Source organism: Streptomyces sp. NPDC005706 (genome assembly GCF_040631045.1).
Taxonomy (GTDB): Bacteria; Actinomycetota; Actinomycetes; order Streptomycetales; family Streptomycetaceae; genus Streptomyces.
Genome location: NZ_JBEXYS010000008.1, coordinates 57,843 through 84,223, shown reverse-complemented (window position 1 = coordinate 84,223; position 26,381 = coordinate 57,843). Strand labels below are relative to the sequence as shown.

The following is a 26,381-nucleotide window of genomic DNA, read 5'->3' as shown; positions in this document are numbered from 1 at the left end:
GCAATCCTTCCGAACGGAACGGAACTCTGTGCTCAGGAACTCAGGAACTCAGGAAAGGCCGGTGGAACAGTCGGGGCAGGTGCCCCAGTAGACGACCTCGGCCTCGTCGATCGAGAAGCCGCGGTCGTCGGACGCGGTCAGGCAGGGCGCCTCGCCCACCGCGCAGTCGACGTCGGCGAGGGCACCGCACGACCGGCACACGATGTGGTGGTGGTTGTCGCCGACGCGTCCTTCGAACCGGGCGGGGCTGCCGGCCGGCTCGATCCGCCGTACGAGGCCCGCCGCGGTCAGCGCGTGCAGTGCCTCGTAGACGGCTTGCAGGGAAATGTGGCCCACACGGTCGCGGACCCCGGAAGCGATCGCCTCGACGCCGAGGTGGTCACCGTCCCGGACTGTCTCCAGCAGCGCGACACGGGCCGCCGTCACGCGCAGGCCGGCACCGCGCAGATCCTCGGCGGTGGTCGGAGTACCGGATGCGGTCATGGGCCGAACCTACCCCTGTAAACACGAACGGTTCAATAAAACGAACGATGCAATTCTGGTCTCGTGCCGACGCCCGGTGTTCGTCCGTGCGTCGCTTTGCCCGGCGTCTCCGGTGGCGTCGTGTAAACGCATCATGTGGCCGTACGGCTCGCCGGGCGGCGCGCCGAGCCGACGGGTCCTCCGAACGGGTGAGCGCGGGGCGATCGACGTCAGCGGAATGTCAGGGCACGGTCAGCGGCCGCTGCCACAGTGATGCGTGTGAACGGCGCGGGAGACCGGGCCGGGAGCAGGGAGAGGTGCCCGGAGTGGCTGATCGGGGACCGAGAGCACGTCTTGAGGTCGGGCCCCGCCAGGGGTCCACGCAGGTTCGAATCCTGCCCTCTCCGCCGCTGTGAGCCGAGCCTCGGGCCCCGGCGCGATGCCATCGCCGCGTCGCCGCCGCGCCCCCGCGCCCGGGCCGCCGGTCTTCCCGGCGCGTCCGCTCGCCCACTCGCTCGCCGCTCCCGCTCGCCCGTCGGCGGAACGAACGCCGGCCTCGCCCCACTCCCCCGCCGGCACCGGCGCCGAGCAGGAGCCGGCGAGGCGGTCGACTCACGTGCATCCGCGCCTCGTTGCCGCCGGCAGGCCGCGGGTCGCCGGCGCGCCGGTCACGGCACCGCCGCCGGGCCCGCGGCCGGCTTCGCCGGGACGCGGGCTCTTCACTCGTAAGGATGCCCGGGTGCGGCCGTCCGTCGCATACGGCGGGTCCAGTCGTTCGGCAGCAGTGTGATGTTTGCAACGTGATGTGATTGCAAAGGGGCGAACGGGCAACGTTCCCCTTTATGCCCCACGCAACCCTCCTGCGGCAGGTGATGTGATGACCACGGCGACGCCCCGGACGACCCGGACGCCGCCCGCACGAACCGGCGAGACCAGGGCGGGCTCCGCCCCGCCGACCGCCCGGCCCGCCCTGCCGTCCCTGACCGGGCTGCGCTGGGTCGCGGCACTGCTGGTCTTCGGACTGCACGTGAACAACTTCGGCTACTTCGGGGGCGAGCCCGGCCGTATCGTCCTGTGGGGTTTCGGGGCGGGTGCCACGGGTGTGTCGTTCTTCTTCGTGCTGTCCGGTTTTGTGCTGACGTGGTCCGCGCGGCCCCACGACCGCGCGCCGGCCTTCTGGCGGCGGCGGATCGCGCGTGTCTACCCGGTACACCTGGTCACCCTGGGCATCGCCCTGCTCATGGCCTACGCGCTGCCCCACCAGGCGAGACCGACCTCCGGACAGGCGCTGTCCAACCTGCTGCTGGTGCACTCGTGGTGGCGTCCCTGGTGGCAGACGCTGAACCCGGTGAGCTGGTCGCTGGCCTGCGAGGCGTTCTTCTACGCCGCGTTCCCGCTGCTGTTCCTGCTGCTGCGCCGGCTGGGCGCCCGGGGCGCGACGACGCTGGGCGCACTGTCGGTGGTGGCCGTGCTGGTACTGGCCCGGGCGGACGCGCACCACTGGACGGAACAGGCCCTGTACTCGATGCCCGCCGCCCGGCTGCCGGAGTTCGTGCTCGGCGCCGTCACGGCCCGGCTGGTGCTGCTCGGCCGGTGGCGCGGGCCCGGACTCGAGGCCTCGCTGGCGCTGGCGGTCATCGGCTACTTCCTGGTGTCCCAGGTGACGCCCGGCTACCCGGCCACCGTCTGCACCATCGCCGGGTTCGCCCTGCTCATCCCGGCCGCGGCCGTCGCGGACCTGCGTGGGCTGCCGTCGCTGTGGCGGCGCCGGCGGCTGGTACGGCTCGGGGAACTGTCGTTCGCCTTCTACATGATCCACCTGCTGGTTCTGCGCGCGGGCACCCAACTGCTGGGCACCAAACCGCACTTCGGCCTGCTCGCGGGACTGGGGGTGACGGCGGTCGCCTTCACCGTGTCACTGACGCTGTCCTGGGTGCTGTACGAGGCGGTGGAGCGGCCCGCGAGACGGCTGCTGCTGCGCCGCCGGCGCACCGGCCGCGAGTCACCGGAGCGCGAACCGGCCGCGGAACCCCGGGAGACGCCGGCCCCGGCCCGGGACTGACGGGCGCCGCCCGCGGCCCGCCGCCCGCCCGCATGTCCCCCGTTCGCGGGATCGTGTGCATGACCTGGCGGCAAAGAGGAACCCGCTCCTCGTACAGCCGACGAGAACGAGAGGTGTTCCTGTATGTCGCAGGTCGAGGAATCCGTGCGGGTCGGCGTCCCGGTGCGCACCGCCTACAACCAGTGGACCCAGTTCGAGACGTTCCCCGAGTTCATGGAGGGGGTGGAGCGCATCGAGCAGCGCACCGACTCCCTCACTCACTGGGTGACCAACGTCGGTGGGGTACGGCGGGAGTTCGACGCGGCGATCACCGAGCAGCGGCCGGACGAGCGGGTCGCCTGGACCACCGTCGACGGCGAGGCGAAGCAGGCCGGCGTCGTCACCTTCCACCGCATCGACGACTCCACCACGAAGGTCATGCTGCAACTGGAGTTCGAGCCCGAGGGCCTGGCCGAGACGGTCGGCGACAAGCTCGGTGTCGTCAAGCGGCGGGTCTCCGGGGATCTGCACCGGTTCAAGGACTTCATCGAGCAGCGCGGCGGCCGGGAGACCGGTGCGTGGCGCGGCGAGATGGGCGGCCCGGGCGGCGGGGCGATCTGATCCGTCGCACGCACGAGTGATGTGCCTAACAGTACGGAGAGGTCTCCCCGATCCGGGGTAGACGGCCTCCGACACCGGCCCGGCGGCTTCGGCCGCCGGGCCGTCCGGGGTTCGGCCGCTCGCCGGCACGGGCCCTGCTGTCTGTCGTATGGAGGCCATCGGCCCGGAACCGGCCGGACGGGGGCGGAACCGGGCTGTGCGGAAGGGAGAGGATGTACGTGCCGGAGCAGGATGCGGCCGAGTCGGCGTCTCGTGTGGTGAGCGCTTTTCTGGAGCGGCGTCAGGAGCAGATCGCGCAGCGCTGGGCGGACGCCCCCTTGTTCCGCTCGGTGTTCACCGTCTCCCGCGACGAGGCGGTCGAGGCGTGCAAGGCCGTGCTGGACGCGCTCTCGGACGTGGCGATGAGCGGCCGGTTCGAGGACATCGACGCCCCCGGCTTCGGCACGGTGCGCGAGCAACTGGGCCGGATGGCCGCGACGCGGTCCCGTACGGGATCGAGCCCGGCGCAGATCTCCTCCGAAGTGGCCGCGCTGCGCGACCCGGCGGTGGAGCTGCTGCGCCAGGAGTTCCCCGACCCGGCAGGGCCCGAGGCGCAGGAAGGGGCGCTCGCCCTGACCCTGATCATGGGCACCCTGCGTCTGGTGGTGATGGAGACGGCGCTGCACGCGGGTGAGGACCTGATCCACCGGCAGCGGCAGCAACTGCTCGAAGTGGCCACGCCCGTGATCCAGTTGTGGGAGGGCACCGTCGCCGTGCCGCTCATCGGCACCCTGGACAGCGCGCGCAGCCAGGTCGTCATGGAGTCCCTGCTGGAGGCGATCGTCGAGCAGCGGGCCCGGTACGCGATCCTGGACATCACCGGTGTGCCCACGGTGGACTCGCTGGTCGCGCAGCACCTGATGAAGACGGTGGCCGCCGCACGGCTGATGGGGGCGGAGTGCATCGTCTCCGGCATCCGGCCGGCGATCGCGCAGACCATCGTGCAGCTCGGTATCGACCTCGGGACCGTGCTCACCCGCGCCTCGCTGGCCGACGCGCTCGCCTACGCGCTCGGCCGGCAGGGCATCGAGGTCTCCGCCCGCACGGACGCCGGGGCGGGCGCGCGGTGAGCCAGCCCTTTTCCGGTCAGGCTCAGGTGCCCGTACTGGCACTGGGCGACGTGCTGCTCGTCTCGCTGCAGGGCGAGTTGCACGACGGCATGGCCGAACAGCTCCAGCACGACATCTCCAGCCGCATCGCCACCAGCAGGGTGACCGGTGTGGTGATCGACATCTCCGGTGTCGACATCGTGGACTCCTTCCTCGGCCGGGTGCTCGCGGAGATCGCCTCGACGGCCCGGCTGCTGGCGGCCCGGACGGTGCTGGCCGGCATGCGGCCGGCGGTGGCGATCACCCTGGTCGAACTGGGGCTCACGCTGCCCGGTCTGACCACCGCTCTCGATGTCGACCGCGCCATGGAACTTCTGTCGCCGGAGGGGAAATGATCCCGGCGTCGTCCGACCGGGCCTGCTCGACCTGCCTGCCCATCGGCTCGGACGTCGATCTGGCCCTCGTCCGGCAGCAGGTGCGGCAGTACGCGGCGCAGCTCGGCTTCGGCCTGGTGCAGCAGACCAAGCTGGTGACCGCGGCCAGTGAACTGGCCCGCAACACGCTGGTGCACGGCGGCGGCGGCAGGGCGGAGATCACCCCCTTGGACCACGGTGGCGTCCCGGGGCTGCGCATGCGCTTCACCGACGAGGGCCCGGGCATCCGGGACCTGGACCTGGCGATGACCGACGGCTACACCTCCGGCGGCGGCCTGGGTCTGGGACTGAGCGGTGCCAGACGGCTCGTGCAGGAGTTCGCCGTGGACACCGAGCCCGGCCGGGGCACCACGGTCACGGCCGTCGCCTGGGTCACTCCGGTTCCGCCGTCCAGGACGGGGATGTGATGGGGCGGGCGTGGGAGATCCCGGTGCACGACTCGACACGGGTGCGGGACGTCCGGGTCGCGGCCGAGGCCGCGAGCGCCGCCGCGGGCCTCGGCCAGGAGCGCACCGCGGCGGCCGCGCTGGTCGCCACCGAGCTGGCGACCAATCTGCTCAAGTACGCCGACGCGGGCCGCATGGTGCTGAACCTGGTGGACGGCCCGGCCGGCGGCGCGCCGTCGGTGCAGTTGTGCTCGCTCGACCAGGGGCCGGGCATCGCGGACGTCGGCACGGCCCTGCGGGACGGTTTCACCACCGCCGACGGGTCCCTCGGGGCGGGCCTGGGCAGTTGCCGCCGGCTCGCGAACGCCTTCCATCTGTACAGCGTCCCGGGCCGCGGAACGGTGGCGACGGCCCGTGTCGACCACGAGGCCGCCCGCGCCGGCGCTTCGGCGCGGGAGGTGCCGGCGGGCGGGATCAACGTCGCGCTCGACCAGGCGGAGCACTCCGGGGACTCCTGGGGCTGGGCACGCTCCGGTTCCCTGCTGACGCTGCTGCTGGCCGACGGTCTCGGGCACGGCGCCAAGGCCGCCCACGCCTCCACCGCGGCGGTGGAGGAGCTGCACGCCGGCGCGCATCTGCCACCGGTGGAGATACTGCGCCGCCTGCACACCAGCCTGCGGCGCACCCGGGGTGTGGCCGCCGTGGTGGCACAGGTGGACACCGAGCGGCGGGAACTGCTCTTCGCCGGGGTGGGCAACGCCGGCGCCCGGCTGCGCACGGGAGACACCTGGACGTCACTGATCTCCCATCCGGGCATCGTCGGCGCGTACTTCCCGGCGCACGTTCCGCTGCGGAAGATGCCGTGGCACGCGGACAGCCTGCTCGTCGTGCACAGTGACGGGCTGCCCAGCCGCTGGTCGCCCCCCGACGACCCCGGCCTGCTCGCCCGTGACCCGTCGGTGGTGGCCGCGACCATCCTGCGCGACGCGAGCAGTCCCGCCCGCCCCGTACGCGACGACACCAGTGTGGCCGTACTGGCCCCCGACCGCCGGACCAGCTCCCATGACAGCCGCCCGTGACCTCTGGACCATCGACTCGGCCGCCGACGCGGCCCGCGCCCGGGCCGTGCTCGCGCGGCTCACGTCGGACGCGGGCCTGCCCGCGCTCGACCGCGCCCGCTTCCTGACCGCGTTCACCGCGCGGCTGCGCCACTGTCTCGAGGACGGCGGCGCCGAGGTCGCCGTCCGCTCCGACGCCTCCGGGCAGTTGCACATCGCGGTACGTCAACCGGGCCGGCCCGGAGCGTGGCGGCACACCCTGATCTGTCCCCGCCCGGTGCCGTCACCGCTGCCCACGCCCGCCGAGCTGGACGGCGCACGGCTCGCCGAGGCGCTGCTCGACGCCGACGCGGACGCCGACGCCGTACTGGAGAACCTTGCCGAGACGGAGGAGATGGTCAGTTTCCACCGGGAGGAGCTCCACCAGACGAACCAGGGGGTGCTGGCGCTGCACGCCGAGCTGGAGGCGGCCGCGCTGGCGCAGCACGAACTGCTGGACGCCGAGCGGGCGGCACGCACCGCGGCGGAGAACGCCCGGCAGCTGCTGACCTTCCTGGCGAACGCGAGCGCCGCCCTGAACGCGTCCCTCGAACACGACGACATCCTGCGCAGACTGCCCGACCTGCTCGTCCCGGAGTACGCCGCCGACGTCGACATCTGGCTCCCGGACGACGAGCGCACGCCTTCGGGCGACCGGGCGGCCGCGACCGTCACCGCGGCCCGCACGGGCCGCCCGCAGCACGCGGCCCGGCACCCGGGCGAGCTGCCGGGCGTGGACGACCTGCCGCCCTCCGCCCTCTTCCCCGACCGGCCGCTGCTGTGCATCCCGCTGGGCGCGCGCACGGTGCAGGGCGTGCTGACGCTGACCGCGCCGGGCGAGCGGTTCGACCCGGACACCACCGTGATGCTGCTGGAGCTGGGCCGGCGCGCGGGGATCGCGCTGGACAACGCCCGCCAGTACGAGCAGCACCGGGACGTCGCCGAGGCGCTGCAACGCGCCCAGCTCACCGAACTGCCCGACGTCCGGGGCGTGTCACTGGCCGCGCGCTATCTGCCCGCGACCCGGGGCCTGAACATCGGCGGCGACTGGTACGACGCGTTCCCGCAGCCCGACGGCAGCGTCCTCGCGGTGATAGGGGACGTCACGGGGCACGGGCTGCGCGCGGCGGTCATCATGGGGCAACTGCGTACCGCGCTGCGGGCGTACGCCGTCGAGGGCAACGGCCCGGCCCGCATCCTCACCCTGCTGCACCGGATGCTCCGGCACCAGCAGCCGGAGCTGTACGCGACGTGCGCGGTCGCCCGCTTCACCCCGGGCGATCCGGCCGTGGTGTGGGCCGCGGCCGGCCACCCGCCGGCCGTCACCCGGGATCCCGGCGGCGGGGTGAGCGTCCTGGACCTCAAGCCGGGGATCATGCTGGGCGTGCCCCTGGCGTACGAGTACGAGGAACACACCGTGCGGCTGCCGGCCGGGTCCACGCTGGCGCTCTACACGGACGGTCTCGTGGAGCGGCGGGCGGCGGGGATCGACGCGGGCATCGACCGGCTGGCCCGGGCCCTGGAGACGCTCGGCGCCGCGGAGTTGGAGGATCTGGACTCGGCGGCCGAGTCGCTGCTGAAGCCGATGCTGCACGACTCCGAGCACGACGACGACGTCTGTCTGCTGCTCTGCCGCACGTCGGTGACGTGAACAGCCGTGCGCCGGCCCCCCGCGCGAGGGGGCCGGCGCACGCGACGGTGTCACTGCGCGGTGCAGGTGCTCCCACCGGCCGGGTTCAGCAGCCCGATGACATCGATGCTGTCGCCGCACAGGTTGAGGCCGAGGTTGACCGGGACCTGGGTGACGTTGCCCGACAGGACGCCCGGGCTGTTGCTGGCGGTGCCGGTCGTGGGGTCCGGGTCGGCCGCGTGGGCGGCCGTCGTGCCGGCCAGCGCGAGGGAGCCCGCGAGAACCGCCGCCGTGGCAAAGCTGCGCATACGCATGTGTGTTGCCTCACTGGTTGACGTAGGGACCCTCTCATCACACCGGCTGCGCACGTCGGCCGCCTGTTGGGATAGGCCGTTGGGAGACCGGCGCAGGTCAGGCGGCGGCGGGGAAGCGTTCCCAGACCCGGTGGGCGCCGAGCAGCCCGCTGAGCTGCTGCAGCACGGCGGGGGCGCCGTCGCCGGCGACCACACCGGGCGCGTCGAGCGGAATGCCCGCCGCCTCCAGCGCGGTCTCGCCGCCCTTGGCCGCGCCGATGGCCTTGCCGTGCCGGTACGCCTCCGCCAGCAGCAGCCCCACCCGGGGGTCGGGTGTGCCCTGCGGGGCCGTGGGCAGGCCTGCCTTGGCGTCGCGGGCGCCGAAGGCGTCGGCGCCGACCCCGGGGGTGCCGGCCACCAGCAGGGCGTCGAACTCCACCGAGCGTGCGGTGGAGTAGGTCCGCTGGACGGTCAGGGCGTCCGCGCCGTCGCCGAGGGTGCCGCCGCTCGGCGCCACGATCAACGGGACCATGCCGCTGTCCAGCACGGCCTGGCGTACGGCCCGGACGCCGCCGAGGTCACCGTCGGGACCGGTGATGACGCCGATGATCCGGCCGTCGGTGGGCCAGGTCCGGCCGACCTGGGAGAGGACGGGGCTGGGTTCGACGTCGGCGAAGGGCACGGTGGGCTCGGGCGCGGGCAGTCCGAGGCCCGCGGCGACGGCCGCGCACAGCTCCGGGTCGATGTTGGCGAGGACCTGCAACGCCCGCTCCTTGATGGCCTGTTCGTAGCACTTGCCGAGTTCGAAGGCGTAGGCCCCGATGATGTGCTCCCGCTCCACGGAGCTCATGCTGAGCCAGAACCGGCGGGGCTGGCTGAAGTGGTCGTCGAACGACTCGGGTGCCTCCCGGACCTTGGTCGCCTCCGGCACCCGCACGGGCGCCTCGATGTACGCGCCCATGTCGGCGCCGGCGGTGAACGGGCAGCCCCCGTCGAGGGAGTTGGGCCGGTAGGGGGCGACGCCGCGGTGCACGGCCGTCTGGTGCATGCCGTCGCGCAGCATGTCGTTGACCGGTGCCTGCGGCCGGTTGATCGGGAGTTGCGGGAAGTTGGGGCCGCCCAGGCGGGTGAGCTGGGTGTCCAGGTAGGAGAAGAGCCGGCCGGCCAGCAGCGGGTCGTCGGTGACGTCGATACCGGGGACGAGGTGGCCGACGTGGAAGGCGACCTGTTCGGTCTCGGCGAAGAAGTTCGACGGGTTGCGGTCGAGGGTGAGCAGCCCGATGGGCTGCACGGGGGCGAGTTCCTCCGGGACGAGGTTCGTCGGGTCCAGCAGGTCGATTCCCTCGAAGGTCTGCTCGGGGGTGTCGGGGAAGGTCTGGATGCCGAGTTCCCACTCGGGGTACCCGCCCGCCTCGATGGCGTCGGCGAGGTCCCTGCGGTGGAAATCGGGGTCCACCCCGTTGATGATCTGCGCCTCCTCCCACACCAGGGAGTGCACGCCCAGCTTCGGCTTCCAGTGGAACTTCACCAGCGTGGTGCCGCCGTCGGCGTCGACCAGCCGGAAGGTGTGGACACCGAAGCCCTCCATGGTCCGGTAGGAGCGCGGGATGCCCCGGTCGGACATGTTCCACAGGGTGTGGTGGGTGGCCTCGGTGTGCAGGGTGACGAAGTCCCAGAAGGTGTCGTGGGCGCTCTGGGCCTGCGGGATCTCCCGGTCGGGGTGCGGCTTGGCGGCGTGCACGACGTCGGGGAACTTGATCGCGTCCTGGATGAAGAAGACCGGGATGTTGTTGCCGACCAGGTCGTAGACGCCCTCGCTGGTGTAGAACTTGGTCGCGAAGCCCCGGGTGTCGCGGACGGTGTCGGCGGAGCCCCGGGAGCCGAGCACGGTGGAGAAGCGCACGAAGACGGGCGTCTCGACGTCCTCGGCGAGGAACGCCGCCTTGGTCAGCCGGGCGGCGGTGCCGTAGCTCCGGAAGACCCCGTGCGCTCCGGCGCCCCGGGCGTGGACCACGCGCTCCGGGATGCGTTCGTGGTCGAAGTGCATCACCTTCTCCCGCAGGTGGTGGTCCTGCAGGAGCACGGGGCCGCGCGGGCCCGCCTTCAGCGAGTGGTCGGTGTCGTGCAGCCGGGTGCCCTGGGCGTTGGTGAGGTAGCTGCCGCTCTGGGCCATCCGTGCCTGGTCGGAACCGGTGGGCTGCCCGGTCGGCGAGACGGTGTCCGGGCCGGTCTGATCGGGCTTCGGGGGCAGCGGCTCGCGGGGTTCGGCCGGCTCGGCGACCGACGGTGTCTCGGGGGCCGGCTTGCCGGGGATGCTCTCGCTCATCACTACCATTCCTTCGCTGGTCGCTGGGGCGCCCGTGCCGGCACGGGCGGTCCGCGGTCTTCGGCGCACGGAGGCCGGACCACGCCCGGGAGGCGGGCGACCGGCGGTGCGCGGGGGGCACGGCCCAGGTCCACGGCGGGGCCCCGCACTCCGAGGTCCCCGGGCCGGGGCGTCCGAAACCGGGAGCCTCGCGGCTTGTCCCGTGGGGTGAAGTCGGGTCGGGGAGCACGGCGTGTCGTCCGCGCGTCCGGCCCTTCGGACATGCCCGGACCCGGGGACCGTCGGCGGGGTCAACCGCCCCCAGCCGAAAGCGGGTTCGGAGGAGGGCCGTTTCTTGACCCGCGGGCGGCCGGCACGCGGCCGCCCGCACCCGCCACCCTAGGTGCTGCGCGCGGGCCGCGCAGTTCGGCCGGCGCCGGTCAGGGCCGGGTCAGCACCCGGAACGACTCGAGCGAGGGGTCGGCCGCGTCGGAGACCAGGAAGCCGTGCTCGATGCCGCTGCGCAGGTAGTCGACGATCTCCTCGGTGATCACCTCGCCCGGCGCCACGACCGGGACGCCCGGCGGGTAGGGGCTGATCGTCTCGGCGGAGATCCGGCCCACGGCCCGTTCGGCCGGGACCTGTTCGGCGGGGCCGAAGAAGGCCGCACGGGGCAGGACGGCCTGTTCGAGTTCGAGGGCACGGGGCTCCGGCAGGCGGACCGGGCGCTGCCGTTCGATCGAGTCGGCGCCGTCCACCAGGGAGCGCAGCGCATCGAGGAGGATCTTCTCGGTCTCGTCGTCGTCGGAGTGGGTGATCGAGGCACTGATGCGGCAGCTGTCCGAGCCGCCGACGTCGACGTGCCGCTCGGCCCGCAGCCACTCCGCCGCCTGCATGCCGGTGATGCCCAGGTCCCGTACGTCGACGACGATCTTCAAGGGGTCGAACTCCGCGGCCAGGCCCTCGCGGACGATCTCCTCGCCCATCACCCGCAGCCCGGGGAGTTCGTCGAGCGCGGCCCGCAGCCGCTCGGCGCGGCGCAGGGCGGTTCGGAGCAGCTCGTGCCCCTGTTCGGCCATCTGGCGCCGCCAGCCGTCCAGCGCCGCGTACACCAGGGAGGACGCGCTGGTGGTGCCGAGCAGGTCCTCCCGCTGTTTGAGCACGTCGGCCGCCACCCGGTCGTGCTGGAGGTGGAAGACCGAGCTCTGCTCGATCGCGCCGCCCATCTTGTGGACGCTGGTGACCACCAGGTCGGCGTCGGCGTCCATGCCCCAGGCCGGCAGGTCCGGGTGGAAGGGCAGGTGGGCGCCCCAGGCCTCGTCCACGATGAGCGGTACGTCGGCGGCGTGGCAGACGTCGGCCACACCGCGGATGTCGGCGCAGGAGCCCAGCTCGGTGGGCGTGATCAGCAGCATGCCCTTGGCGTCGGGGTGTTCCCGCAGCCGGTCCCGCACGTCGTCGGGCTCGGGCGGGTGGGCCATGTGCCGCTCGGCGTCGAACTTGGGGTGAACCCAGATCGGTTCCACCCCGTTGATGATCACGGCCGCGATGACCGACTTGTGCGCGTTGCGGGAGAGCAGCAGCTTCTCCCCCGGCCCCGCGACGGAGAGCATCGCGGTCTTGACGGACAGGGAGCTGCCGCAGGTCGAGAAGAAGGCGCGGTCGGCGCCGACCGCGTCGGCCATCAGTTCCTGCGCCTGTTCGAGGACGCCCTGCGACTCGCGCCGGTCGTCCAGGCCGTTCAGGCTGAGCACGTCCGAGCGGAAGACGTCCAGGCCGAGGACCTCGGCGACGCGGGGGTCGGTCCCGCGGCCCTGTTTGTGGCCCGGCGGCCCGAAGACCACGTCCCCCCGGCGCCGGAATTCCTGCAGGGCCTCCAGCACGGGTGCGCGTGAGTGGTCCATGGCCGTCCTCCTCGTGATCCGGGTGCGGGCGTGACGCCCCGCGCGCCCGCCGACCCGGTGTCCGGGCAGCCGTGAACGGGTGTCCGGCCGGCGTTGTGGCGGTACGGCGGTGCGGCACTCACCGTGTTGCACCCGGCGTCCGCTCCAAACCCCGCGGCGACGTGCTCCGGGCCCCCGGGGCCGTTCACTCCGGGGAGCCGCACCGCACCGCCCATGCGTCGTACCGGTCGGCGGGAGCGAGGGCCGTCGCGTCGCGCACCCGCTCCACCGCGTCGCCCAGCGCCCGGTCGATCGGCTCGGGCAGCAGGCCGGAGGCGGGCCACTCCACCAGGCAGCGCGCCACCTCCCGCAGCTTGGTGTTGGTGTGCTGCGAGATCCGTCTCAGTACCTCCCAGCCCTGTCCGGCGCTCACGCCGCCGACGGCGACGACCACTCCGATCGCCTGGTCGATGACGGCATGCGAGACAACGGCGTGCCGCAGCTGACTCACTTCCTCCTGAAGTGCGGTGAGCCGGTCGGCCCGTTCGTCGTGTCCCCTCATACGATCACCTTGCGCATACCGCTCCACCCGCGCCAGCCATCAGGCGAACGCCGTCGCAGGCCCCTGTCCACGAAACGAAAACGTCCTGGTCAGGGGCGGATGCCGACGGAGAACGCGGGCATACGCCCTTCATGGCCACGCTCAACTTCGACAGTGCGGACCTGGCAGCCACGGAGGCCTTCCTCAGCGACGCCTACGCGAGGATGCGCATCGGGACCAGCACGCCGGGGTCGAGCCGCGCCCGGATCCACCGGGGCAGCACCGACACGTTCAGCGTCGACGAACTCGCCCTGGACTTCGAGATGAGCTACTCCGTCACTCCGCTGGGCAGGATCTGTCTGTGCGTCGTGCACGACGGCACCGTGCGCGACCACGCCTTCCGGGGCGTCGAGGACGCCTTCGGACCGGGTGACGTGGTGATGTTCGCGCCGCCCGACCTGCCGTACTCGGGGCGGATCTGCAACGCCCGCTACAACATCACGATGCTGGAGCCGGATCTGCTCACCCAGGTGGCCGGGGCCGACGGGCCCGGGGAGCGGCCGGTCCGGCTGACCGGGTACCGGCCGCATTCGGCGGACGACGCGCGGCGGCTGAGCCGCACCATCGGCTACCTGCGCGACCACGTGCTCGCCGACCCGGACATCGCGGACCGGCCCCTGGTCGCGTCCACGGCCGCGCAGCACCTGGCGGCGAGCGTGCTGTCGGCTTTCCCGAACACCGCGCTGGCCGCTTCCCCGGGCCCGGACGGCGCGGACGCGCACCCGGCGATGCTGCGCCGCGCCCTGGCGTACATCGACGACCACGCCGACCGGCCCGTCACCGTGGCGGAGATCGCCGGGGCGGCGCGGGTCACCGTGCGGGGGCTGCAGTACGCCTTCCGCCGCCATCTGGAAACGACCCCGCTGGCCCATCTGCGCCGGGTGCGGCTCACGCACGCCCATCACGACCTGCTCGCCGCCGATCCCACCGACGGGACGACGGTCACGGACATCGCCGCCCGCTGGGGCTTCTACCACCCGGGCCGCTTCGCGTCCCTGTACCGGCAGACCTACCGGCGCGCTCCCCGTCTGGCGCTGGCCGGGGAGTGAGCCCGCTCCCGCGCGCCGGGCGGGCGCGCGGGAGCGGGGCGTGCGTCACGGGAACGAAATCACCTTGGAGGGAACGGTGTCCGTCCCCGAGGTGGGCGCGCCCGTGCTGTTGACGACATGGGCGTACTGGCCCTTGCCGCCGAGGGAGATCACCTGCAGGTCGTGCATCCTGATCCCCGAGGTGGCCGGGACCTGGAAGCCGTGCCCCTGCACGATCGTGGGATCGGACGTGTAGTTGCAGTAGCTGCCCAGGCCCCACGCCTCGTGCGTGGTGACCGAGTCGGCGACCTTGTAGGCCGCGTAGCCGACGATGCCGTCGTGGGTGATGGCGGCGGCGTTCGGGGCGTCGTACGCCTTCTCGTTCTGGAAGAAGATCGTGCGGCCGCGTTCGCCGCTCCAGTACACGTCGTACTTGTTGAAGTGCTCGACGAACAGGCCGGTGGCAAGGACGTCGTCGCCGTTGACCCGCAGGCCGTAGTCGGCGCGGTTGGTGTCCCAGCCGACTCCGCTGCCGTGGTCGGCGCGCCAGAGCCAGGTGTGGTCGATGACGACGTCGTCGCTGTTGACCACGACCGAGTTGGTGGCGAGACCTGGTCCGGCGCCGCCGATGCGGACGAACACGTCCTGCATGGTGGTCGGGTTGGCCGAGTGGTCGGCGCTCGAGCCGGGGTCGCCGATCCGCAGCAGGGTGTCGGAGTTGACCGGGCCCGCGTCGATGAGGAATCCGGCGAGCTTCACGCCGTCGACGTCGGCGACGTGCATGGCGTCGACGCCGTTGTCCGGGACCAGGGTGGCGAGGCCGAGTCCGAGGACCACGGTGTCGGCGCGGGTGACGTCGATCGTCCGGTCGAGGTGGTAGACGCCGGGGGTGAAGAGGAGGTTGAGGCCCTGGGCGAGGGCCGCGTTGATGGTGGCGGCGGTGGCGCCCGGCTTGACGACGTAGAACTGGTCGAGCGGCAGGGAGGTGCCCGCGTTGGCCGGCCAGGAGACGCCTCGGGCGTTCGTGCGCTTGGCCGGGACGAACACCTTGTAGGCGGAGCCGTCCAGGTAGAGGAACGGCTTCTCGCGCGAGACCGGCGTGGTGTCGAGGGTGGTGTACGGGCCGTTGTCGAAGTTGGTCGCCGGCGCGCCCTGGACACCGGAGAAGGTCATGTTCCAGACGCCGTTGGTCCAGCCGCCCACCGAGCTTTCGCGGGTGTACCACTGCTGCTGGGAGTAGGGGCCGACGGTGCCGTCGATCTTCGAGTCGGCGATGTAGCCGCCCGAGGCCCAGCCGTACCCGTTGGGGGCGAGGTTGAGGCCGCCCTGGACGTGGACGCGGCGGAACGGGGCGGCCTGGGCGACCGCCCAGCGGTCGGTCCCGTTGGACGGCCTGATGGCGAGGTTCTCCGCCGAACGCCAGAAGTTCTGCGTGGCGTTGCCGTTGAACCAGCCGGCGTCCACGGTGACGTCACCGTTGATCTGGGTGTCGTCGGGGTTCATGCCGAGGCCGGAGATCGAGGTGTAGAAGCCGAGCTGGGCGTTGATGCCGTTGTAGGTGCCCGGCTTGAGCAGGAACTGGTAGCGGCCGGTGCCGAACTGGTTCGACTCCTGCTGCTTGAAGACGTCGTCGAACTTCTGCTGCAGGTTAGGTGTGGCGGGGTCGACCACGATGACGTTGGGGCCGAGGTCGCCGCCACCCTGGACGGGTGGTTCGCCGGTGGAGCCGGTGTGCACGGCGACCTCCCACAGCGAGTAGCCGTAGCCGGTGCCGCGGGCGGTGCCGTAGACCCGGACGTAGCGGCCGGTGCCGCTGACGTCGTAGGAGGCGGTGCCGCCGTTCGCGCCGGTGACGCTCTTCAGGGTGGTCCAGCTCTGGCCGTCGGCGGAGGCCTGGAGCTGGAAGTCCTTGCCGTACGCCGCTTCCCAGTCGAGGTCGATCCGGCACAGGTCCTTGACCGAGCCGAGGTCCACCCGCAGCCACTGCGGGTCGGCGGCCTGGCTGGACCAGCGGGTGCCGGTGTCACCGTCGAAGGCGGCGGAGGCGGGGGTGCCGGCGTTCTCGGCGGAGGACGCTGTGGCGGGCCGGCCCTGCGCGGCGTTCGCGGTGCCGCAGCCGGTCTGGCCGCCGCCGGCCGTGCCGTAGACCTGGAACTCCCAGAGGGAGTAGCCCCATTGGGTGGCCCGGTGTACGCCGAGCATGCGTACGTAGCGGCCCTGTCCGGAGACGTTGAGGGTGTCGACGCCGCCGTCGGAACCGGTGACGGACTTCAGGTCGGTCCAGGTGCTGCCGTCCTTGGAGAGCTGGACCTTGTAGTCCTTGCCGTAGGCGGCCTCCCAGTTGAGGACCACCTGGCTGACCGTGGCGGTGGCGCCCAGGTCGACCTGGTACCACTGGCCGTCGGTGGCGGCCGAGGACCAGCGGGTGCCGGTGTCGCCGTCGACGCCCTTGGCGGCGGAGGTGCCGGCGTTCTCCTCGGAGGACGCGGTGGCGGTCTTCCCCTGCGACAGCGGGGTTTCGGCCGCGGCGGCGGGTGGATGGGTGCTGGGCAGGGCTATCAGCGCCGCCGTGGCGGCCAGCGCGATGCCCAGGGATCTCAGTCTCATGTGGTGGCTCCATGCGGCTGCGGAGGTCAGGAAGCTGACCCCATGGCTTAGTTCATGTTTTGATTTAAGTGGTGAGCCAAGCGGGCGGCAAGCCTTCGGAAGTCAAAACCTGAAATACGCGCGACCTGGGGTGCCCGTACGCCAACTCCGCTAGCGCGTCTGGTTCTTGGCCATGTCCAGCAGCGCGGCATGGGTTTCGGGGTCGGCGGCCGCGATCAGACCGCCGGCGCCGGTGTGCAGGGGCTGGCCGTGGATGCCGGTCACCGTGCATCCGGCGGCGCGGCACAGGGCGATCCCGGCGGCGAAGTGCACGCTGTCGCGCAGGTCGCCGTCGGTGACGTACGCGGCCCTGCGGCCGGCGGCGACCCAGGCGACCGCGAGGGTGGTGGAGACCACCCGGGGCCGGAACCGCCGGCCGAAGCCGGGGTCGGCCAGCAGCCGGACCGCCTGGAAGCCGGGCGCGTTCGGGAACGGCGGGTCGAGGTTGACGTCCACCAGCCGGGAGTCCGGCGACGGCGTCAACTCCTCGTCCGTGCCGTCGCGGTGGACCAGGGCGCGGTGTCCGTCGGTCCAGAACACCTCGCCGCCGAACGGGTCGGCCGTCGCGGCCGCGGTGATCCCGTCGTCCTCCCGCAGGGCCACGTTCACCCCCACCAGCATGTTCCGCACGGCGTAGTTGAGGGTGCCGCACAGCGGGTCGACCAGCCAGCGGCGCCGGGCGCCCGCGGAGCCACTGCTGCCGCTCTCCTCGCCCGTGACGGCGTCGCCGGGCCGGGCGGTGCGCAGGATACCGAGGACGGCCTCCTCGGCCGCGAGGTCCGCCGCCGTCGCGAAGTCACCGGCCCCCTTCTCGAAGCGGTCCAGCCGCCCGCCGAACATCTCGCGGACCACGGCGGCTCCCGCCTGCGCCGCCCTGCGGGCGAGGTGGGCGTCCGACCCCGAGCCGATCTTCTCCATGCGGGCAGGATAGCCCGGGCCCCCGTCGGCCGAACTTCCGCTTCCGTCGGGCCGGTTGCCCTCGTTCAGCGCTCCGTGGAGGCTACCTCCGCGAGCGGGGTCTCCCAGTCCAGCAGGCGGTTCAGCGTGTCGTCCTCGCGGGGTGCGCCGGGAGCCGCGGAGGCGTCGCGCGCCGGGGTGGGGGTGCCGCGCGAGATGGCGCCGCTGACGGTGATGTTGTGCTCGGCGCGCGGGCGGCGGTGGCGCTCGTACGCGGTGAACGCGGTCCGTGGATCCGGCAGGTCGCGCAGGGCCTTGGCGAGGACGACGGCGTCCTCCAGGGCCATGGAGGCGCCCTGGCCGGTGGCGGGTGACGCCGCGTGCGCCGCGTCACCGAGGAGCAGGACGCGGCCGGTGTGCCAGGGGGTGCCCAGCGGCATCTCGGTGGCCTCGGTGGCCATGATGGTCTCGCCGCAGGCCGCGACGATGTCCCCGGCGGGCGTCGTGTCCTCGCGCAGCAGCGGGAGCAGTTCGCCGCGCAGGCCCGCGGGTGCGGGGCCCGTCGCGTCACCGGCGGGCCGGGGGTCGCCGGTGACGCGGGCGAACCAGTACGTCTCCCCCGCCGGCGAGACCGCGTACCCGAACGCGGCACCGCTGCCGCGCACCATGGTGATGACGCCGTTCGGCCCCGGCGCGGGTGCCGCGCCCGTGTAGCCGTAGTAGACGCGCTGGCCCGCGTACCGGGGCCGGGCGGCGGGCGCCACGGCCAGCCGGCGCACGGCCGAGTTCAGGCCGTCGGCGCCGATCAGCAGGTCTCCGGTGGCGCTGCCGCCGTCGGCGAAATGCGCGGTCACGCCGTCGGCGCCGTCGTCCACGGACACCAGCCGGGCACCGTGGCGCAGGGGCGTTCCGCGCCGGACGGCCTCGGCCTGCAGGGCCGCGTTCAGCTCGCCGCGGCGCAGGCACCGGTAGCGCAGCGCGGGGTCGTCGGCACCGGCGAGCGGTGCGCGGGCCACCTCGCCGCCCCCGCTGTCGAGCAGGCGCAGGGAAGTCAGCGGAAAACCGATGGCGGTGACGGCGTCCGTGGCGTCGATCTGGGCCAGGGCACGCATGCCATTGGCCGCGAGGGTCAGGAAGGCGCCGATGTCCTCGGCGGTGTCGGGGTGCGCCTCGAAGACGGCGGCCTCGTGTCCTGCCTTGCGCAGGCCCAGCGCGGCCGCCGTGCCCGCGATGCCGCCGCCGATCACCAGAATGCGTGCCATCGGTACCACCCACCGTTCCGTTCGTGTGCCCCGACGGATGGCAGAGCTACGCCACGGACGGCCGGGCGGGCAAACCGGCACGCCCACATCCGGTCGCTTCCGTGAGGGGACGGCAGCCTTCAGGGGCGCGGGCCGCGGGTGCGCAGTTCTCCCACCGTCCTCAGCAGCCGGTCGGCGGGCTCGCGCAGCCGGGGATGGGCCAGGACCGTGTTGCGCAGGCCGCGCACCGGGCGCCGCCACAGGCGCCGCGCGGCGGCCACCGGGTGCCGGCGCGCGGCGAAGCCCTCCCCCACCCGCAGTTCCCGGGTCTTGAGCCAGTCCTTGTACTCCTTGTCGCCCCGTCCCAGGTCGACGAGGGTGACCCCGTGCCGGGCGGCCGCCTCCGCGGTTCGCAGATGCATCATCAACCCCGGCGAGTAGTAGTGCAGTTCGGGGTCGTAGGCGGTGAACCAGGCGGCCAGTACGGTGCTGGAGCGCGGGCCGAAGTGGGCGGCGACCGGGCGGTCGCCGGCGTAGAGCACGGAGAGTACTCCGGTGAAGTGCTCCTCGCGGACGTGGAAGAGGTGGTCGGCCAGGTCGACGATCCAGGGCCGCGAGAAGCGGTCCATGCGCCCGGTCCGGCGGTACTGGGCGGACTTCCAGCGCATCAGGGTGCGCAGGACGCGTGGATCGCGCTCGTCGAACTCGAACCGCACCGCGCCGATGTCCCGCCCGAGCCGGCGTTCCTTCTTCAGGGTGGTCTTGGCCAGCCCCGGATAGGCCCCGCGCAGCCACTCGGCGTACGTTCCGTCGCCGGGCTTCACGTCGATCACCGGCGAGGCGAAGGTTCCGGTGACGTGCGGGCCGAACGGGCGCTGTTCCTGGACCAGATGGTCGAACTCGAAGATGCTGAGGCCACAGGCGCTCAGCAGTTCCCCGGCGTCCCAGGTGACTCCGGGCCGGTGCACGAGGGCCTGGCAGTCGGACAGCCCGAGCCCGATGGCCCGGCCCGTGCCGAGAGGGCCGCGCTCGTAGGGGAGGAATCCGACCGGCTGCCCGTCCTCCCGCAGAACCGCGACCCGCGCGCCGCCGCGGTGGCGGCCGACCGCGAGGGTGAACTCCGGGGCCAGGAAAGGGTTCGCGTACTCGGGCGACTCGTCCATCGCCCGGTGCCAGGCCCCGCGCAGCGCGGAGGTCAGGTCCCCGGGTCTGTGGATGGTGATGTCCACCTCAGCTCGACCGCCCTTCGGCCCGCTCCGCCGGTGGCCCGCCGGGCCGGGCTGGGGCCGGTGAGGTGTGTGGATCGTGGCTCATGGATCGCATGGGCGACCGCTCCCCCCATGACGCGCCGGGCGCGTCCTGCCATTCGCCGCTGCCGTGTGCGGGTCCCCGCCGTGCGCCGATGCTCAAAGTTCGCGAAACCGTACGCACCCTGTCAAGGGTGCCTCCGGCGGCGGACGCTCCGCCATGGGTACGCGAAATCGGGCACGAGTCCGTGCGGACGGCGCCGAACCCGTGTCCGGACGGCCGTCCGGGCGGCCGGGGGCCGACTGGCGCGATGACGACCATGATCCGGGCCCGTGCCGGACACCGCCGGCACACTGCCTGATCGACGTGCGGAGCTGCACGGCACCCACGAGAGGCGGTACCCCATGTCCCTGTCCGAGCCGGCCGCTCCGCGGCCCGCCGACCTGCTGGCAGCCATGCCGTTCGCGGCGGGTCTGGGCATCGAGCTGCGCGAGGCCACCGCCGAGCGCGCGGCCGGCAGTCTCGCCTGGTCCCCGGAGGTCTGCACGGCCGGTGGCGCGCTGCACGGCGGGGCGCTGATGGCGCTGGCGGACACCGTCGGCGCCGTGTGCGCGTATCTGAACCTGCCGACGGGGGCCACCGGCACCTCGACCGTGGAGTCCAAGACCAACTTCTTGCGGGCGGTCACCGCCGGGCACGTGCACGCCACGGCCAGGCCGCTGCATGTCGGCGGCACCCTCCTGGTGGTGCAGACCGATCTGCGGGACGACGGCGGCCGGCTGGTCGGCCAGACCACACAGACCCAGATCGTGCTGCGGAAGAGCGAGGCCTGAGCCCGGTCCCCACGGCCGCGCCCGCACCATGAGTAAAGAGATTGCATGGTCTAGTCCAAAGACCTCTTTGGACTAGACCAACTCATTGACGTGACCGCAACAGCTCCCGGAGGCTGGGGCGACTCCCCGCTGGGCAACCCCACCCCCACCCCCTGGAGGCACGCAGTGAGACCTCTTCGCGCATGTCTGGGCGCGGCGGCCGCCGTCGGACTGGCCGCCGCGGGCACCACCGCCCTCGTCACCACCGGCGCCTCCGGCGCCACCACCGCGCTGAGCGACCGGTGGTACGCCGCGGCTCCCTATCTGATGCCGCTGGACAACGACCCGCCGAACGCGGCCGCCATCATGGACGCCACCGGCCTCAAGGCGTTCCAGCTCGCCTTCGTCCTGGCCCCGAACGGCGGCGGCTGCTCCCCCACCTGGGGCGGCACCTCCCCCGTCTCCTCCGACACGGCCGTCCAGTCGGTCATCAGCGGCATCCGCGCCAAGGGCGGCGACGTCTCCGTCTCCATCGGCGGCTACGGCGGCACCAAGCTCGGTCAGGCGTGCGCGGACCCGGCCGCCACGGCCGCGGCCTACCAGCAGGTGATCACCAAGTACGGCCTGCACGCCATCGACTTCGACCTGGAGGAGCCGGAGTACGAGAACAGCGCCGCGATCAGGAACGAGATCGGTGCCGCGAAGATCCTCCAGCAGAACAACCCGGGGCTGTACGTCTCCGTGACCACCGCCGGCACGGCGGACGGCACCGGCTGGTTCGGCAAGCAGATGCTGCTGGAGGCCAAGTCGCAGGGGTTCACCCCGAACAACTTCTCCATCATGCCGTTCGACGGCGGCTTCAACGGGGCGGCGAGCCAGACCACGGCGCTGACCAACTTCAACTCGATCCTCCGGTCGACCTTCGGCTGGGACCAGGCGACCGCCTACGCCCACGAGGGCTTCTCCGGCATGAACGGCCGCAGCGACACCGGCGAGTACTTCACACCGGCCGACTTCCAGACCGTGCTGGACTACGCCACCGGTCACCACATGGACCGCTTCACGTTCTGGTCCCTGAACCGTGACCGCCAGTGCACACCGGCCGACAATGGCGGCCGCACCTCGGGCACTTGCTCGAGCGTGGCGCAGAACTCCTGGGACTTCGCCAAGTACTCGGTGAAGTTCGCGGGCGTCACCCCGCCCACCACGACACCCACCCCCACCCCGACTCCTACTCCGACGCCGACCCCGGGCACCTCCTGCAAGACCGCCTGGAGCTCGACGGCGGTGTACACCAAGGACGACGAGGTCTCGTACGGCAAGCACAACTGGAAGGCCAAGTGGTGGACCCAGAACGAGGTGCCCGGCGCCTCCGAGTGGGGTCCCTGGCAGGACGAGGGCACCTGCTGATCCGCTTGACGTGTTCGGTCCAAACCTGACGTCGAACGGCTGTCCGCACCGCGGACACGCGGCGCGACCTGCGCGATTGGTACATCCGGGCGTACGGTCGTAGCGTCGATGTGCACGCGGTCGGACACGGAACGGCAGTGGGAGCGGCCATGCGCGGATCAATGGTGGGAACGGCAGTCACGCTCGCGGCGGGAGCCATGCTCACGGCGGCCATGACGACGGCCTCCGCGACGCCGCCGGACACGTCGGCCCCGCAGGCCCGGCGCACGCAGCCGGTGCTGGTCGACTGCTCCTTCCAGCGCACCGTCCGCCCGGCCGACTACATCCTGGCCTGCGGCGACGGCAACAGCCGCCTGCTGGACCTGAACTGGACCAAGTGGGGCTCCCGGGCGGCCATGGCCGAGGGTCTGAACGCGGTCAACGACTGCAAGCCGTACTGCGCGGCCGGCAAGTTCCACTCGTACCGGGTGACGGTGCGGCTGGACAGCCCGGCCCCGTGGAAGAAGCACCCGGGCGTCAAGCGCTTCACCCGGATCACCCTCACCTACGAGGGCGCCCGGCCCGAGGGCTTCGACCAGATCGTGAGCTACCCGCTCCCGAGCTGACCGGCGCCTCCCGGCCGGCGCCGAGCCGGTCCCCTGGCGCCCGCTCGCCGCGGCCGGACATCCGGTCACGGCGAGCGGGCGCTGCCGTCAGGCGATCTCCACCAGCAGGTCGCCGCCCTCCACCTGCTGGATCCGGTTGATGGCCAGCCGGGACACCCGGCCCGCCTTCGGCGCCGTGATCGTCGCCTCCATCTTCATCGCCTCGATGGTGGCCACGGTGGCACCGGCCGCCACCTCGTCACCCTCGGACACCGCGAGCGTCACCACACCGGCGAACGGCGCCGCCACATGACCGGGGTTGCCCCGGTCCGCCTTCTCCGTCACCGGAACGTCCGAGGCCGCCGCCCGGTCCCGCACCTGGATGGGACGGAGCTGGCCGTTCAGCGAGGACATCACGGTGCGCATACCGCGCTCGTCGGCCTCGCCGACCGCCTGCAGCTCGATCAGCAGCCGGACACCGGGCTCCAGGTCGACGGCGTACTCCTTGGCCGGGCGCAGGCCGTAGAAGAACGACTTGCTGTCCAGCACGCTGGTGTCGCCGAAGCTCTGGCGGTGCGTGTCGAACTCGCGGGTCGGGCCGGGGAACAGCAGCCGGTTGAGGGTCGAGCGGGGCTCCTTGGCCAGCCCGTCGCGGTCCTCGGCGGACAGCTCGGGGGCCGGCCTGGCCTCCGTCCGGCCCCGCAGGGCCTTGGTGCGGAACGGCTCGGGCCAGCCGCCGGGCGGGGTGCCCAGCTCGCCGCGCAGGAAGCCGATCACCGAGTCGGGGATGTCGAACCGGTCGGGGGTCGCCTCGAAGTCCTCCGGCGAGACCCCGGCGCCGACCAGGTGCAGGGCGAGGTCGCCGACCACCTTGGACGACGGGGTCACCTTGACCAGCCGGCCGAGGATCCGGTCGGCGGCGGCGTACATCGCCTCGATGTCCTCGAAGCGGTCGCCGAGGCCGAGGGCGACGGCCTGGGTGCGCAGGTTGGACAGCTGACCACCGGGGATCTCGTGGTGGTAGACCCGCCCGGTCGGGGAGGCGAGGCCCGCCTCGAACGGGGCGTAGATCTTGCGCACGCCCTCCCAGTAGGGCTCCAGGTCGCCGACGGCGCCCAGGTCGAGGCCGGTGGGCCGCTCCGAGTGGTCGGTGGCGGCGACAAGCGCCGACAGCGAGGGCTGCGAGGTGGTGCCGGCCATCGAGGCCACCGCGCCGTCGACCGCGTCGGCGCCCGCCTGGATCGCGGCGAGGTAGGTGGCGAGCTGGCCGCCCGCCGTGTCGTGCGTGTGCAGGTGCACGGGCAGGTCGAACTCGCGGCGCAGCGCGGTGACGAGCTTCGCGGCCGCCGGGGCGCGCAGCAGTCCGGCCATGTCCTTGATCGCCAGGACGTGGGCGCCGGCCTCCACGATCTGCTCGGCGAGCCGCAGGTAGTAGTCGAGGGTGTAGAGCCGTTCGGCGGGATCGTTGAGGTCGGCGGTGTAGCAGAGGGCGACCTCGGCGATCGCGGTGCCGGTCTCGCGCACGGCCTCGATGGCGGGCCGCATCTGGCCCACGTCGTTCAGGGCGTCGAAGATGCGGAAGATGTCGATGCCGGTGGCGGCGGCCTCCTGCACGAAGGCGTCGGTCACCTCGGTCGGGTACGGGGTGTAGCCGACGGTGTTGCGGCCGCGAAGCAGCATCTGGAGGCAGATGTTGGGCACGGCCTCGCGCAGGGCGGCCAGCCGCTCCCAGGGGTCCTCGGCCAGGAAACGCAGCGCTACGTCGTAGGTGGCGCCGCCCCAGCACTCCAGGGACAGCAGCTGCGGCAGGGTGCGGGCGACCACCGGGGCGACGGCGAGGAGGTCCTTGGTGCGCACCCGGGTGGCCAGCAGCGACTGGTGGGCGTCGCGGAAGGTGGTGTCGGTGACCCCGATGGTCGGCGACTCGCGCAGCTGCCGGGCGAAGCCCTCGGGACCGAGTTCGACCAGCCGCTGCCGGGAGCCGGGCGCGGGCTCGCCGGCCGGGAGCGAGGGCAGCTTGGTGACCGGGTCGAGCAGTTCGGGCCGTTCGCCGTGCGGCTTGTTGACGGTGACGTCGGCGAGGTAGGTGAGCAGCTTGGTGCCGCGGTCGGCGGAGTGCCGGGAGGTCAGCAGGTGCGGGCGCTGCTCGATGAAGGAGGTGGTGACCCGGCCCGCCTGGAAGTCGGGGTCGTCCAGGACCGCCTGCAGGAACGGGATGTTGGTGGCCACACCGCGGATGCGGAACTCGGCCACGGCACGCCGGGCGCGTCCGACGGCGGCCTGGAAGTCCCGCCCCCGGCAGGTCAGTTTGACCAGCATCGAGTCGAAGTGGGCACTGATCTCCGTACCCGCGTGGGTGGTTCCGCCGTCCAGGCGGATGCCGGAGCCGCCCGGGGAGCGGTAGGCGCTGATCCGGCCGGTGTCCGGGCGGAAGCCGTTGGCCGGGTCCTCGGTGGTGATGCGGCACTGCAGGGCGGCACCGCGCAGGGTGACGGTGTCCTGGGAGAGGCCGAGGTCGGCGAGGTTCTGACCGGAGGCGATGCGCAACTGGGCCTGGACCAGGTCGACGTCGGTGACCTCCTCGGTGACCGTGTGCTCGACCTGGATGCGCGGGTTCATCTCGATGAAGACGTGGTTGCCGTCGCGGTCCAGCAGGAACTCCACGGTGCCCGCGTTGCGGTAGCCGATCTCGCGGGCGAAGCGCACCGCGTCGCCGCAGATCCGCTCCCGCAGTTCCGGGTCGAGGTTGGGCGCGGGCGCCAGTTCGATGACCTTCTGGTGGCGGCGCTGGAGCGAGCAGTCGCGCTCGAAGAGGTGGATGACGTTGCCCTCGTCGTCGGCGAGGATCTGCACCTCGATGTGGCGCGGGTCCACGACGGCCTTCTCCAGGAAGACGGTCGGGTCACCGAACGCGGACGCGGCCTCGCGGGAGGCGGCCTCGATGGACTCGCGCAACTGGGCGGGGTCCTCCACCCGGCGCATACCGCGCCCGCCACCGCCGGCGACCGCCTTGACGAAGACCGGGAAGCCGACCTCCTCGGCGGCCCGCACCAGTTCGTCCACGTCGTTGGAGGGCGCGGAGGAGCCGAGCACGGGTACGCCGGCGGCGCGCGCGGCGGCGACCGCGCGGGCCTTGTTGCCGGTCAGCTCGAGCGTCTGCGCGTCCGGGCCGACGAAGGTGATGCCCGCCTCCTCGCAGGCGCGTGCGAGTTCGGGGTTCTCGGACAGGAATCCGTACCCGGGGTAGACGGCGTCGGCGCCCGCCCGGCGGGCCGCGCCCACGATCTCCTCGACGGAGAGGTAGGCCCGCACGGGATGCCCCGGTTCCCCGATCTCGTACGCCTCGTCGGCTTTCAGCCGGTGCAGTGAGTTGCGGTCCTCGTGCGGGAACACGGCGACCGTGCGCGCACCGAGTTCGTAGCCCGCGCGGAACGCCCGAATCGCGATCTCTCCACGGTTGGCGACCAGCACCTTGCGGAACATCCTGGATCCCTTCAGCTGCCTGGCGGCGACAAACACCATGGTGTCAGCCATGCCCTGCCGTACGTCGCGGCAACATTAGGGGGTGCCCATACGTCTCGACGTGCGAGAACCATCACACGGACGAGGTGGGCGGCGCCACAGGCGGCACCGGTCGCTGCTCCAGGCCGGTGACCGTCCGGTACCCGGAACGC

General features: G+C 72.6%; 21 protein-coding genes and 1 pseudogene. 12 read left to right on the top strand and 10 right to left on the bottom strand.

The window, feature by feature from the left end; genetic code table 11:
• Positions 1-48 precede the first annotated feature (48 nt).
• Positions 49-483: a Fur family transcriptional regulator gene (locus ABZ478_RS16695; protein ID WP_359549746.1), complete on the bottom strand. Its 435-nt coding sequence runs from the start codon at positions 481-483 to the stop codon at positions 49-51.
• 290 nt (positions 484-773) lie between these two features.
• Between ABZ478_RS16695 and ABZ478_RS16690 the strand changes: the two are divergent.
• The 8 genes and pseudogenes from ABZ478_RS16690 to ABZ478_RS16655 all read left to right on the top strand — a co-directional run bounded on the left by ABZ478_RS16690 (position 774) and on the right by ABZ478_RS16655 (position 7,780).
• Positions 774-869, top strand: a pseudogene (locus tag ABZ478_RS16690).
• Between the two features lie 470 nt (positions 870-1,339).
• Positions 1,340-2,524, top strand: coding sequence for an acyltransferase (locus tag ABZ478_RS16685; RefSeq protein ID WP_359549744.1), 1,185 nt, complete (start codon positions 1,340-1,342; stop codon positions 2,522-2,524).
• A 123-nt stretch (positions 2,525-2,647) separates the two neighbouring features.
• The gene (locus ABZ478_RS16680) at positions 2,648-3,124 is read left to right on the top strand and encodes an SRPBCC family protein (RefSeq protein WP_359549742.1); all 477 of its coding nucleotides are present in this window, start codon (positions 2,648-2,650) and stop codon (positions 3,122-3,124) included.
• A 212-nt stretch (positions 3,125-3,336) separates the two neighbouring features.
• Positions 3,337-4,233: an STAS domain-containing protein gene (locus tag ABZ478_RS16675; protein ID WP_359549739.1), complete on the top strand. Its 897-nt coding sequence runs from the start codon at positions 3,337-3,339 to the stop codon at positions 4,231-4,233.
• Positions 4,230-4,607, top strand: coding sequence for an STAS domain-containing protein (locus ABZ478_RS16670; protein ID WP_359549737.1), 378 nt, complete (start codon positions 4,230-4,232; stop codon positions 4,605-4,607). The genes ABZ478_RS16675 and ABZ478_RS16670 overlap by 4 nt, the downstream gene beginning before the upstream one ends.
• Positions 4,604-5,053 (top strand): anti-sigma regulatory factor, encoded by a 450-nt coding sequence (locus ABZ478_RS16665; protein ID WP_359549735.1) that lies wholly within the window; start codon positions 4,604-4,606, stop codon positions 5,051-5,053. The genes ABZ478_RS16670 and ABZ478_RS16665 overlap by 4 nt, the downstream gene beginning before the upstream one ends.
• Positions 5,053-6,111: an ATP-binding SpoIIE family protein phosphatase gene (locus ABZ478_RS16660; RefSeq protein ID WP_359549734.1), complete on the top strand. Its 1,059-nt coding sequence runs from the start codon at positions 5,053-5,055 to the stop codon at positions 6,109-6,111. The genes ABZ478_RS16665 and ABZ478_RS16660 overlap by 1 nt, the downstream gene beginning before the upstream one ends.
• Positions 6,095-7,780 carry a GAF domain-containing SpoIIE family protein phosphatase gene (locus tag ABZ478_RS16655; RefSeq protein WP_359549732.1) on the top strand — a complete coding sequence of 562 codons (1,686 nt, stop codon included), beginning with the start codon at positions 6,095-6,097 and terminating at the stop codon, positions 7,778-7,780. The genes ABZ478_RS16660 and ABZ478_RS16655 overlap by 17 nt, the downstream gene beginning before the upstream one ends.
• 50 nt (positions 7,781-7,830) lie before the next feature.
• Here ABZ478_RS16655 and ABZ478_RS16650 read toward each other — a convergent pair whose 3' ends face one another.
• The 4 genes from ABZ478_RS16650 to ABZ478_RS16635 all read right to left on the bottom strand — a co-directional run bounded on the left by ABZ478_RS16650 (position 7,831) and on the right by ABZ478_RS16635 (position 12,802).
• Entirely contained in the window at positions 7,831-8,067 is a 237-nt protein-coding gene (locus ABZ478_RS16650; RefSeq protein ID WP_359549731.1) for a chaplin, read from the bottom strand.
• Positions 8,068-8,170: 103 nt separating this feature from the next.
• The gene (locus ABZ478_RS16645; RefSeq protein ID WP_359549728.1) at positions 8,171-10,378 is read right to left on the bottom strand and encodes a catalase; all 2,208 of its coding nucleotides are present in this window, start codon (positions 10,376-10,378) and stop codon (positions 8,171-8,173) included.
• 419 nt (positions 10,379-10,797) lie between these two features.
• Positions 10,798-12,261: an aminotransferase class I/II-fold pyridoxal phosphate-dependent enzyme gene (locus ABZ478_RS16640; protein WP_359549726.1), complete on the bottom strand. Its 1,464-nt coding sequence runs from the start codon at positions 12,259-12,261 to the stop codon at positions 10,798-10,800.
• Positions 12,262-12,445: 184 nt separating this feature from the next.
• Positions 12,446-12,802, bottom strand: coding sequence for an ANTAR domain-containing protein (locus ABZ478_RS16635; RefSeq protein ID WP_359549723.1), 357 nt, complete (start codon positions 12,800-12,802; stop codon positions 12,446-12,448).
• A gap of 131 nt (positions 12,803-12,933) precedes the next feature.
• Between ABZ478_RS16635 and ABZ478_RS16630 the strand changes: the two genes are divergently transcribed.
• Positions 12,934-13,890 (top strand): helix-turn-helix transcriptional regulator, encoded by a 957-nt coding sequence (locus ABZ478_RS16630; RefSeq protein WP_359549720.1) that lies wholly within the window; start codon positions 12,934-12,936, stop codon positions 13,888-13,890.
• 45 nt (positions 13,891-13,935) lie between these two features.
• Here ABZ478_RS16630 and ABZ478_RS16625 read toward each other — a convergent pair whose 3' ends face one another.
• The 4 genes from ABZ478_RS16625 to ABZ478_RS16610 form a co-directional block, all read right to left on the bottom strand.
• Positions 13,936-16,476: a discoidin domain-containing protein gene (locus ABZ478_RS16625; RefSeq protein ID WP_359549718.1), complete on the bottom strand. Its 2,541-nt coding sequence runs from the start codon at positions 16,474-16,476 to the stop codon at positions 13,936-13,938.
• A gap of 150 nt (positions 16,477-16,626) precedes the next feature.
• Positions 16,627-17,433 carry an inositol monophosphatase family protein gene (locus tag ABZ478_RS16620; RefSeq protein WP_359549716.1) on the bottom strand — a complete coding sequence of 269 codons (807 nt, stop codon included), beginning with the start codon at positions 17,431-17,433 and terminating at the stop codon, positions 16,627-16,629.
• A gap of 65 nt (positions 17,434-17,498) precedes the next feature.
• Positions 17,499-18,674: an FAD-dependent monooxygenase gene (locus ABZ478_RS16615; RefSeq protein ID WP_359549713.1), complete on the bottom strand. Its 1,176-nt coding sequence runs from the start codon at positions 18,672-18,674 to the stop codon at positions 17,499-17,501.
• 119 nt (positions 18,675-18,793) lie between these two features.
• Positions 18,794-19,882, bottom strand: a complete 1,089-nt coding sequence (locus tag ABZ478_RS16610; protein ID WP_359549711.1) for a GNAT family N-acetyltransferase — start codon at positions 19,880-19,882, stop codon at positions 18,794-18,796.
• 423 nt (positions 19,883-20,305) lie between these two features.
• Between ABZ478_RS16610 and ABZ478_RS16605 the strand changes: the two genes are divergently transcribed.
• The 3 genes from ABZ478_RS16605 to ABZ478_RS16595 all read left to right on the top strand — a co-directional run bounded on the left by ABZ478_RS16605 (position 20,306) and on the right by ABZ478_RS16595 (position 22,728).
• Positions 20,306-20,734, top strand: coding sequence for a PaaI family thioesterase (locus ABZ478_RS16605; RefSeq protein ID WP_359549708.1), 429 nt, complete (start codon positions 20,306-20,308; stop codon positions 20,732-20,734).
• Positions 20,735-20,899: 165 nt separating this feature from the next.
• Entirely contained in the window at positions 20,900-22,123 is a 1,224-nt protein-coding gene (locus ABZ478_RS16600; RefSeq protein ID WP_359549705.1) for a carbohydrate-binding protein, read from the top strand.
• 161 nt (positions 22,124-22,284) lie between these two features.
• Entirely contained in the window at positions 22,285-22,728 is a 444-nt protein-coding gene (locus ABZ478_RS16595; protein ID WP_359549702.1) for a hypothetical protein, read from the top strand.
• Between the two features lie 87 nt (positions 22,729-22,815).
• Here the strand turns inward: ABZ478_RS16595 and ABZ478_RS16590 are convergent, their stop codons facing one another.
• Positions 22,816-26,190, bottom strand: a complete 3,375-nt coding sequence (locus ABZ478_RS16590; RefSeq protein WP_359550017.1) for a pyruvate carboxylase — start codon at positions 26,188-26,190, stop codon at positions 22,816-22,818.
• Between the last annotated feature and the right edge of the window lie 191 nt (positions 26,191-26,381).